The following is an 11,085-nucleotide window of genomic DNA, read 5'->3' as shown; positions in this document are numbered from 1 at the left end:
ATATAATAAAACTTACAAACATATTCCGAGAATTACTAGATTTTAAGTGAAAGTCCAAATTTTAATTTGGAATCTTGAACTTATCCAATGGAACTTTAGTTACATTGGAGTCATTTGAATAATCATTACTCCGAAGATATTACTAAAGCTTCGAAACTTGCTTCGCTTCAAACAGTCTCAGCTTTTAAACGTAATATCTTCTCCATAATAATTTAAATTCTAAAGCTTATCTAGATATTCTCTTCATATTGTTTATAAGTTTTATAAATAATTATTTTGAGAAAGTCCTCTTTATTTATATAAGACATTGAAGTTTATGAATAATAAAATAAATTTTGGAGATAATACTTAAAAGGAGGGATGATGATGGAAAATTTACAAGTAAATCAAAGAGAAAAAAAGACTAGACATTCAAGTAGACAGTGCAGAAGAAAGGGATTAGTTCCTGGAGTTATATACGGAAAAGGAATTAATAATTTCTTATTTGAAATAGGAGAATTAGAACTTAATCATGCTCTTTCTGTAACTGGTGAACATGGCCTTTTAAGCATAAATTCACAAGAGGGTTCTTTAAATACTCTTATAAAAGAAGTTCAAAGAGATCCTGTAACTAGAAGGGTATTACATATAGATTTAGAAAAGGTTGAAGGTAACGAAGAAATAGAAACAGTGGTTCCTATAAATTATGTTGGAGAAGAATATATAAATAAATTAGATGCTGTGTTACAAAAGAATATAGATAGCATAAAGGTAAAGTGCTCTCCATCTAATATTCCAAAGGGAGTAAGCTTAAATGTGGGAAGAGCTAAGCCTGGAGATCAATTTAAAGTTTCAGATGTAGAATTTGGAAATGAAATAACAGTAATTGATGATTTAAATTCTATAGTAGCTTCTGTAAGTTATGATCAAAAGATAATAACTCAAGAGGTAGTTGATCAAGAAGTAGCTGAAAATAGAGCTAAAAAGGAAAATTAATATAAGTTTAATATAAATTAGAGTAAAAATGGGATTATTTTGTTTACAGTCCCATTTTTACTTTTTTTTGTTTTCAAATTTCAAAATATTGTAGTATAATATCTGTGAAAATAAAATATAAAATCCTTATAGAGATTTAAAGGGGAGATAGTGCAGTGTATAGAGAAAAATATGAAGAATGGCTAAATTCTGATATTATTTCTGAGGAAATAAAGGCAGAATTAAGAGATGTAAAAGAAGATAAGGAAATAGAAGATAGATTTTATAAGGAATTAGATTTTGGTACTGGTGGATTAAGAGGTGTTATTGGTGCTGGGACTAATAGAATGAATATCTATACTGTAGGAAAGGCTACTCAAGGATTTGCAGATTATTTAAATGATAATTATGCGGGGGAAAAATCTGTTGCAATAGCTTATGACTCAAGAAATATGTCTAAGGAGTTTGCAAAAGCGGCTGCTTTAACTCTTTGTGCAAATGGAATAAAGGTTAATCTTTTCGAATCTTTAAGACCGACTCCAATGTTATCCTTTGCAGTAAGAGAATTAAATTGTAAGGGTGGTATTGTTATAACAGCATCGCATAATCCAAAACAATACAATGGATATAAAGTTTATGGAGATGATGGATGTCAATTAACAGATGCTCCTGCAAAAGCCGTTATTGGATATGTTAACAAAGTTACAGATTACGCAAACATAAAGACAATGAGTGAAGAAAAGGCTTTAGAAGAAGGACTTTTAGTTTATATTGGTGAAGAAATAGATAAAAAATATATAGATGATTTAAAAACTTTAACTATAAGAGAAGATTTAGTTAAGAAGCATGCTAAAGATTTAAAAATAATTTATACTCCAATTCATGGTTCAGGAAATGTTCCTGTAAGAAGAATATTAAAAGAGTTAGGATATGAGAATGTATTTGTTGTTAAAGAACAAGAAATGCCAGATGGAAATTTCCCAACAGCTCCATATCCAAATCCAGAAGATCCAAAGGTATTTAAATTAGCTTTAGATATGGCTAAAGAAATTCAACCTGATATAATATTTGGAACAGATCCAGACTGTGATAGAATAGGTGTTGTTGTTAAAGACAATAATGGAGAATACCAAGTATTAAGTGGTAACCAAACAGGAATGTTACTAACTAATTATATATTAAGTTCATTAAAGGAAATGAACAAATTACCTGAAAATGGTGCAGTTATAAAAACTATAGTTACTACAGAGTCAGTAAGAAAAATGACTGAGGAATATGGGGTAACTTTAATAGATACATTAACAGGATTTAAATATATAGGTGAAAAGATAAGAGAATTTGAAGAATCAGGTTCGAATGAATATTTATTTGGTTTTGAAGAAAGCTATGGTTACTTAGCTGGAACTTTTGCTAGAGATAAGGATGCTGTTGTAGCTTCAATGTTAATAGCTGAAATGACTTTATATTATAAAGAACAAGGAAAAACTCTTTATGATGGTTTAATAGAACTTTATAATAAATATGGTTACTTCAAAGAAAGCTTAGTATCAATAGAACTTGCTGGAAAAGAAGGACAAGAACAAATAGCTAAGTGCATAGATGGATTAAGAAATGATGCTTTAAAAGAAATGAATGGAGTTAAAGTTATTACATCTTTCGATTATAAGTTAAGCAAAGAAGTAAATAACTTAACTGGAGAAGAAAAAGAAATAAAACTTCCAAAATCAAATGTTTTAAAATATGTTTTAGAAGATGATTCTTGGTTTGTTGTAAGACCATCAGGTACAGAGCCTAAGATGAAAATCTACTTATCAGTAAAAGGTTCAAGCTTAGAAGATTCAAAAGAAAAAACTGAAAACTTTAAAAATGCAATAATGGAAGTAATTAATGCTAAATTAAAATAGTTTAAGTTAAACAAAGAGCTATGTTAATATAACTTATATAAAACTTATAAGTTATAAATATAGCTCTTTTTATATTTTTAGAGCTTAATGCACAAAAGAGTTAATTAAAGTGTTATAATATATAACTAAAATAAGTGTTATAAGTTATAACTAAATAGTAAGATGAACTAATTTTTATTTTGTGATAAAATAAAGTTCGAAATTTATGATATATAATAAAATTTAGGTTTATAAATTTTATTTTTAGATAGAATTAAAATAGTTAGTAAAAGTAGTTAAGGAGATAGATATATGAGTTTTAATACATTTGCAAAAGAAAAATTATCACAACTTTTATTTTTAGAAATAGATGGAGATGGATTTGTTAAAAGCTTAGGAAAGGATCCAAAAGAGGTTAATATAAATGAAGTTTATATCCCAATAGATCCAAAACATTTATCACAGGATGTGAAAAGTGGATATAAACTAGAATCTCTACCAATAAACTATTTAGTTGAAGGAATGTTTTTTGCTTTAGGTGGAGACAAGGATTTTAAATTTAATAAGGAGTATAAAAAATTAATTCCACTAATAGAGGATGCTATTCCATGTGTTAAAAAGATAGTAGCTGATAAGGTTAAAGAAGAAAATATGGTTGAAGCATTTATGCTTTTAAAGGGATTAACTGAAATATCAGATGAAACTGAGGTTTATGAAAATCTTCTTTTAATATGTGAATCTTTAAGAGAAAGAAACAAAGCTTATAATGAAACTCAACTAGAAATTTGTGATAAATGTAAAGCAAATAGAAGTGATTTAGCTCTTCCATATCTTTATTCAGCAATAGCTTACAATGACATGGGACAATATGATAAAGCTTATGTTGATATAAATGAATATTTAGCTAAGGGTGGAGAAAGAAATGAAATAGTTGAGGTTTTATATAATGAGATAAAAGACTCAGCTGATTATGAAGAAGGAAAAGAAGATTTAATAGAAGAACCAGAGGATGCTTTAAAAAGACTTCTTCCTTTAGCAGATAAATTCCAAGATAATGCTATTTTAAGATATTATATTGCAACAGCTTATAGAAGACTTGGAAATTTTGAAAAGGCAGTTTATTACTTAAATGAATGTTTATCAATTGATGATAGTATAGTTGAAGCAGTAAATGAAATGGGAATAAATTATGCATCTTTAGGAATATATGATGAAGCTGTTAAATATTTAAGAAAAGCCTTTGAAAGTACAAGAGATATAGAGGTTTGTACTAACTTAATAGTTTGTTATTTAAATGCAGGAAAAATAGAAGAGGCAAAGCAGCATTTAGATATAGCAAAGGCTATAAACAAGGATGATGAAATAGTAAAAGAAATAGAAACATTTATGAAAAATAATAATATTAAATAGCCTTAGGAGCGGAATATGTATAAGGAGTTATTAGGATATAAAATATTTTCAGATAATAAAGAGGAACTTTTAAAAGAGATTGAAAATAAAAAAAGAGTTAACATAATATCTGGAAATCCAGAGGTTTTATATAATGGTATAAAGAATGAATTTTTAAGAAATAGCTTTACTAAAGAGGATGCTTTAATAATTCCAGATGGAGTAGGAACTTTGCTTGCAGCTAAGATTAATGGAATAGATATTACAGAAAAAATAGCTGGCATTGAAGTTATGAATATGCTTTTAGAGGAAGCTAGAGATAAGAATTTAAAAGTGTTTTTATTAGGAGCTAAGGAAGAGACACTAATTAAATGCAAGGAAAAAATAAAAGAAAACTATGATGGAATTAATATAGTTGGAAGTAATAATGGCTTTTTTGATTTAGATAATTGTGATGATTTAATAGAAAAAATTAATGAAAGCAAGGCTGATATACTTTTTGTTGCCATGGGAGCGCCTAGACAAGAAGTCTTTATAGAGAAATATAAGGATAAACTTTGTTGCAAGATCTTTATGGGTGTTGGTGGAAGTTTTGATGTGTTTGCTGGAAATGTAAATAGAGCACCACAATTTATGATTAATATAGGTATGGAGTGGCTTTATAGAGTGGCTAAAGAGCCTTGGAGAATAAAGAGATTAGGTAGCATACCAAAGTTCTTAGTTTTATCACTTAAGGAAAGAGGTAAAAAATAATGAAAATTTTATTTATAGCCTGTTATTCTCCTATGATAAATAATTCAGCATCTATTGAAACTCTTATGTACTTAAATAATTTATGTAATATAGAGAATAATTGCGTACATCTTTTAACTGTAGACTTTCCTAAAAATTCTATATACTATGATGAGGAAATATTAAAGCTTTTAGATAGTAAAGTAAAGGTTCATGCTATTGAAGGTGGAAAATTATTTAATAAGATTATGCCAAAAAAATCTATAGAGGTTAAGGAAGATGAGAAGTCTTCTAACACGAAATCTAGTAGTAAAATTAAGCTTATGAGGAAGATTAAAAATAAAATAATTTTTCCTGATATGTATTATAACTGGAGTTTTAAAGCTTCAAAGTATGGCATAGAACTTATGGATAAAGAAAAGTTTGATGTTATATTTTCTATGCATGAGCCACCATCTAGTCACCTTTGTGCTTTAAGAATAAAAAAGCACTTTAAGGAGATTCCTTGGGTTTTATATTGGAGTGATCCTTGGCTTAAGGATCCATCAAGAGAGGATATTGGCTTTATAAGAAAATTCATAGAAGGTAGACAAGAAAAATCAGTAGTATTAAATGGGGATAGACATATCTTTGTAACTGAAGAGAATAAAAAAGATTTTATGGAAAAATATAATGTAAAAGAAGATAAAATGTTTATCGTAACTAGGGGGTACAATAAAGCCATATATGAAGAAATTGAAAGGGCAGAAAAGCCAGAACTTTTAAAGGATAATAAGATAAACTTAATTTATGCTGGAGAAATTTTCAGTAAAATTAGGGATTTAAAACCTTTTATAAAAGCTTTAAAGGAATTAGAAAAAATAGACCAGGAGTTATTTAATAGATTAAACATAATATTTTTTGGAAATATAGATGATGAAAATATTAAAGAAGAATTAAAAAAGTTTTCTAATGTTAGTGTTAATGGAAGAATTGACTATAAGGAAGCTTTAAGATATATGATACATGGAGATGTTCTTCTTGTTTTAGGAAACAAAAATTCTAAGCAAATACCTGCTAAAATATATGATTATTTAGGAACAAAGAATCTTATTATGGTTATATTAGGAGATGAAAATGATCCTATTAAGAATGTTGTAGCTAATAAAGAAAAGTGTATAGTTAGTGAAAATAATTATGATGCTATAATAGATGACTTAAATAAATGTAGGGATTTAATAGATTCAGGTAAGAAATTTAAGGCAAATGAAGAATATGAATGGAGTAGTATAGGTAAGAAGCTAAATAATATACTAAAATTAAAATAGGCAATAAGACATGACGGAGGGGTACACAATGAAAAACGAAAAGATTAAAGATTTTATAGAAGATTTAGGTTCAAATTCATCAGCACCTGGTGGTGGGGCAGCAGCAGGTATTGTTGGAGCAGTAGGAGTTGCATTAACATCAATGGTTTATAGCTTAACTGTTGGTAAAAAAGCTTACGAGGCATTAAGTGAAGAAAATAAAAAGAAATTAGATGAAAATCTTGAAAATGCAAAAAAATCTTATAATGAAATGTTAGATTTCATGAACAAAGATGAGGAAGCTTTTACTGCATTAATGGATTGCTATAAGTTACCTAAGGAAACTTGTGAAGAGAAAAGCTTAAGAAGTGAAAAAATAGATGAATGTACTTTAGGGGCAATGATGGTTCCATTAGAATTAAGCAGAAAAGCCTTAAAGTTTTTTGATAATGTAAAATTTGCTTCTAAGTATGGAAATAAAAATTTAATTTCAGATGCTGTAGTAAGTGCTATAATGCTTAGTGCTTGTATAGATAGTTCCATAGTTAATGTAGAAATAAACTTAGGATTTTTAAAAGATAAAAACTTAGTTAAGAGTGTAAAAGAAGAAATTTTACATATAAGAAATGAAAGTAACAAATTAAAAGAAGAGATTTTAAAAGAAAGTGGTTTTCTTCAAAATTAAGTAAAAATAGAATAAAAATTATTAGATAAATAATAAGGGGTCTATATCAAAATGTAATAAAAAAAGTTATTTTGATACAGGCCCCATAATTGATTTAGTATTATTCTTGCTTAGGAGTTAAATCATTTAAAGATTTAAATTCATAACCATTAGATTTTAACTCTTTTAAAATTTCATCTAAAATGGCAGTATTAGTATCTGATACGGCATGAAGCAGAGCTACTTCACCATTATGAACTTTATCTAATATTTTTTTCTTAGCAGCTTCTTTAGAAGGTTGATCATCAACTAACCAATCTTTATAAGCAAAACTCCAAAAAACAGAGGTATAACCAAGTTCTTCAGTGTAAGCTAAGGATTGTTCACTGTATTTACCCATTGGAGGTCTAAAGAATTTAGGCATTTCTTTTCCAGTAACTTTAGAGTATTCCTCTTCAACTTCAGTAAATTCTTTTGTAAATTTTTCTTTATCAAGTATTTTAGCCATAGATGGATGATGAGAAGTGTGATTACATACAAGATGGCCCTCTTCATCCATTCTTTTTATAAGATCTGGATAGTCTTTTATATATGGTCTTGTTACAAAGAATGCAGCAGGAACTTGATTTTCTTTTAATATATCAAGTATTTTTGCTGTATTACCATTTTCATATCCTTCATCAAAAGTAAGAAAAATTTCTTTCTTTGATGTGTCTCCACAATATACAACTTTATGATTGCTTATATAAGGAGTTTCTTTTGGCCCATGAGGAACACCTTCCTCTTTATTAAAAGAATAATACCAGTTAAATTCTTTTGTACAAGGGCTATTAAATTCTTTTGCACTTACTTTTGTGTTTAAAGTAATAGATAAGATCATCATTATTGAAAATAATAATGAAAAAACTTTCTTAATCATAAAATATCACCTCAAATTTAGTATGTGTTATATATTAGGATTAATTTGTATTTTTAAGTGGATAATTAGGAAACATAATACAGTTGTTGAAATATATATTAAGCTAGAGTATAATCATTAAGTATGAAATTAAATATAAGAAAGGGACGTGTACATAGATGAAATTAGGAATGGTTGGATTACCAAACGTTGGTAAAAGTACATTATTCAATGCTATTACAAAAGCAGGAGCTGAATCAGCAAACTATCCTTTCTGTACAATAGAACCAAACGTAGGTGTTGTAAGTGTACCAGATAAGAGATTAGATGTTTTAGAAAAAATATATAATACAAAGAAAAAAGTATATACTGCAATAGAGTTTTATGATATAGCAGGATTAGTTAAAGGTGCTAGTAAAGGTGAAGGATTAGGAAATAAATTCTTATCACACATAAGAGAAGTTGCAGCTATCGTTCATGTTGTAAGATGCTTTGACGATGAGAATGTTGTTCACGTAGAAGGTTCTGTAGATCCAATAAGAGATATAGAAACTATAAACTTAGAGCTTATCTTTGCAGACTTAGATGTTCTTGAAAGAAGAATGGAAAAGACTATGAAGTTAGTAAGATCAGGTGATAAAACTGCTAAGTTTGAGTATGATGTAATGGAAAGATTAAAAGCTCACTTAGAAGCAAATAAACCAGCTAGAACTTTAGAAGCTACTGAAGATGAAGAAGCTTTCGTAAAAAGTTTATTCTTAATAACTTCAAAACCAGTTTTATATGCTTGTAACATATCAGAAGATGATATGATGGAAGGAAACTTAGATAATGAGTATGTTCAAAAAGTTAGAGCATATGCTGAAACTGAGAATTCAGGAATCATGGTTGTTTGCGCTAAACTTGAAGAGGAATTATCAGGATTAGATGAAGAAGAAAAAGCTGAAATGTTATCTGAGTATGGATTAGAAGAATCAGGTCTTGATAAACTTATACAAGCAAGTTATAAATTATTAGGATTAATGAGTTACTTAACTGCAGGGGTACAAGAAGTTAGAGCTTGGACAATAAAACAAGGAACTAAAGCTCCACAAGCAGCAGGTAAAATTCACTCTGATATAGAAAGAGGATTCATAAGAGCAGAGGTAGTTTCTTATGACGATTTAGTAGAATGTGGTTCAGAAGCAGCGGCTAAAGAAAAAGGTGTTTACAGATTAGAAGGTAAAGAATACGTAATGAAAGATGGAGACATAGTTAACTTCAGATTCAACGTATAATATAAAAGAAAAAATTTATCATCAAATTTAAACAGTATTTTTAGACAAAAAAAGAGCTATTTGAAGTTTTCTTCAGATAGCTCTTTTTTTTATGGCGGGAATATGTGGGAATCGAACCCACCCATGATGGTATTAGCACCATAACTAGGTTTTGAAGACCTGTAGAGACACCAGCCCCTATCTACTCCCATAATATTTTAAAATTTTACATCAAAATAAGTATAATGTCAAATTTTTTTCTAAGGATATTTTAATTATATAAGCTTATAAATCCTGAATATTGAAAGGAATTTTTAATTTTTTATAGAATAATGTATAATAAAATATAATATATAATGGGAAAATGGTTGCAATATCATTGTATTGTAGTGTAAATTAGTAAGAGGCATAATAATTTACATAATGTTTATAATAAATACGTTTAAAAATGTTTATTAATAAAATTAAGCATGATAAATTAAAGCTATTAAGCTATATTATACAGTATATAATATGATTGAGAAAATCAAATGATGATAAGTAATTAAAAATTTAAGGAGTATTTATATGGAATTTAAACACGTTTCGGTTTTGCTAGATGAGTGCATAAATGCTTTAAATATAAAAGAAGATGGTATATATGTAGACTGCACATTAGGTGGTGCAGGTCATTCAAGTGAAATCGTAAAAAGACTATCAAGTGATGGTAGATTAATAGGATTCGATCAAGACAAAGATGCTTTAAAAGCTGCTGGAGAAAGATTGAAAGACTATAAAAATGTTACATATGTTCATAGTAATTTCTATGCTATATATGATGTGTTAACAGATTTAGGCATAGATGGAGTAGATGGTATCCTTATGGATTTAGGAGTTTCTTCTTATCAATTAGATAATGGAGAAAGAGGATTTAGTTATATGCAAGATGCTCCTTTAGATATGAGAATGAATAGAGAAAATGAATTCTCAGCATATGAAATAGTTAATACATATTCAGAAGAGGAATTATATAGAATAATCAAGGAATATGGGGAAGAAAAGTTTGCAAAAAGAATAGCAAGTTTCATAGTTAAAAATAGAGAAGAGAAAAATATAGAAACTACTCTGGAACTAGTTGAGATAATTAAAGCCGCAATTCCAGCAAAGGCTAGAAGAGAAGGGCCACATCCAGCTAAAAGAACATTCCAAGCTATAAGAATAGAAGTTAATAAGGAACTTGAAATTATAAGTAAAACTATTTTAGATGGAGTTAAGAAACTTAATAAAGGTGGAAGAATGGCAATAATAACATTCCACTCATTAGAAGATAGAATTGTTAAAAATACATTTAAAGAATTAGCTAATCCATGCACATGCCCAAGTGAGTTTCCTGTATGTGTTTGTAATAGAAAACCAGAAGTTAAGCTTATAAGCAGAAAACCTATAGAGGCTAGCAAGGAAGAGTTAGAATTTAATCCAAGAAGTAGAAGTGCTAAGTTAAGAATAATAGAAAAATTATAAGATGATATATTTAGAAAGCTTTATTAGATTTTTAAGTAAGGGGAATAAAAAATAATTGGAGAGGGATTGTAGATGATTGTAAAAGAGTTTGATTATAATGGTAGTTCAGCACTTAAACCACAAAGAAAAGAACAAACTATACCAAGTAAAGAAACCTATGACAAGAAAAAGAAAAAAATCGAACAACAAAGAAGAAAAAAGCAAAAAGATAAAAAAATAAGAAAAAGTGTATATCAAATAGTACTTCTAATATTAGTTGTTGGTGGGATAACAATAAGCAGAGATGTAAAAGTTTATAAAACTCAGCAACAATTGGACTCATTAAATAAAGAAATAAATTCTGTTATAACAGAAAATGAAGCTTTGAAAGTTCAAATATTAAAGGCAAGTTCTTTAGATAAAATAGAGGACATTGCTAAAAATAAATTAAAAATGATATTACCAACTAAGGAAAATATGATTAAGTTAGGCGAAGGCCAAGCTACTGAAGGTAAGCAATAGGGGAATAAATTAGGATGTACTT

The 11,085-nt window shown here is 28.2% G+C and carries 10 protein-coding genes and 1 tRNA gene; 9 read left to right on the top strand and 2 right to left on the bottom strand.

The genetic code is table 11. The annotated features are described in order from the left end of the window. Positions 1-363: 363 nt before the first annotated feature. The 6 genes from ACYUCG_RS07735 to ACYUCG_RS07710 all read left to right on the top strand — a co-directional run bounded on the left by ACYUCG_RS07735 (position 364) and on the right by ACYUCG_RS07710 (position 6,929). Positions 364-975 carry a 50S ribosomal protein L25 gene (locus ACYUCG_RS07735; protein ID WP_060795184.1) on the top strand — a complete coding sequence of 204 codons (612 nt, stop codon included), beginning with the start codon at positions 364-366 and terminating at the stop codon, positions 973-975. A gap of 155 nt (positions 976-1,130) precedes the next feature. After that, complete coding sequence (locus ACYUCG_RS07730; protein WP_004456713.1) at positions 1,131-2,858, top strand: phospho-sugar mutase; 1,728 nt, start codon at positions 1,131-1,133, stop codon at positions 2,856-2,858. A gap of 291 nt (positions 2,859-3,149) precedes the next feature. After that, positions 3,150-4,247 (top strand): tetratricopeptide repeat protein, encoded by a 1,098-nt coding sequence (locus tag ACYUCG_RS07725; RefSeq protein WP_003460180.1) that lies wholly within the window; start codon positions 3,150-3,152, stop codon positions 4,245-4,247. 15 nt (positions 4,248-4,262) lie between these two features. Beyond that, the gene (locus ACYUCG_RS07720) at positions 4,263-4,979 is read left to right on the top strand and encodes a WecB/TagA/CpsF family glycosyltransferase (protein WP_060795179.1); all 717 of its coding nucleotides are present in this window, start codon (positions 4,263-4,265) and stop codon (positions 4,977-4,979) included. Then, positions 4,979-6,265, top strand: coding sequence for a glycosyltransferase (locus tag ACYUCG_RS07715; RefSeq protein ID WP_460268387.1), 1,287 nt, complete (start codon positions 4,979-4,981; stop codon positions 6,263-6,265). The genes ACYUCG_RS07720 and ACYUCG_RS07715 overlap by 1 nt, the downstream gene beginning before the upstream one ends. A gap of 28 nt (positions 6,266-6,293) precedes the next feature. Next, complete coding sequence (locus ACYUCG_RS07710) at positions 6,294-6,929, top strand: cyclodeaminase/cyclohydrolase family protein (RefSeq protein WP_060795175.1); 636 nt, start codon at positions 6,294-6,296, stop codon at positions 6,927-6,929. Between the two features lie 100 nt (positions 6,930-7,029). Here ACYUCG_RS07710 and pdaA read toward each other — a convergent pair whose 3' ends face one another. Continuing rightward, a complete protein-coding gene (gene pdaA / locus ACYUCG_RS07705) occupies positions 7,030-7,827 on the bottom strand; it encodes a delta-lactam-biosynthetic de-N-acetylase (protein WP_460268386.1) in 798 nt (265 codons plus the stop codon). 158 nt (positions 7,828-7,985) lie between these two features. Between pdaA and ychF the strand changes: the two genes are divergently transcribed. Further along, on the top strand, positions 7,986-9,083 hold the full coding sequence (ychF, locus tag ACYUCG_RS07700) for a redox-regulated ATPase YchF (protein ID WP_003451384.1): 1,098 nt from the start codon (positions 7,986-7,988) through the stop codon (positions 9,081-9,083). A gap of 92 nt (positions 9,084-9,175) precedes the next feature. Here ychF and ACYUCG_RS07695 read toward each other — a convergent pair. Further along, a tRNA-Sec gene (locus ACYUCG_RS07695) sits at positions 9,176-9,272 on the bottom strand. Positions 9,273-9,629: 357 nt separating this feature from the next. On the opposite strand from ACYUCG_RS07695, the gene rsmH reads away from it, so the two are divergent. Continuing rightward, on the top strand, positions 9,630-10,562 hold the full coding sequence (rsmH, locus tag ACYUCG_RS07690; protein WP_003451137.1) for a 16S rRNA (cytosine(1402)-N(4))-methyltransferase RsmH: 933 nt from the start codon (positions 9,630-9,632) through the stop codon (positions 10,560-10,562). Positions 10,563-10,634: 72 nt separating this feature from the next. Next, positions 10,635-11,063, top strand: a complete 429-nt coding sequence (gene ftsL, locus ACYUCG_RS07685; RefSeq protein ID WP_060795171.1) for a cell division protein FtsL — start codon at positions 10,635-10,637, stop codon at positions 11,061-11,063. Positions 11,064-11,085 lie beyond the last annotated feature (22 nt).

The organism is Clostridium sp. CTA-17, assembly GCF_054767895.1.
This window is presented reverse-complemented; position numbering and strand designations above follow the sequence as displayed.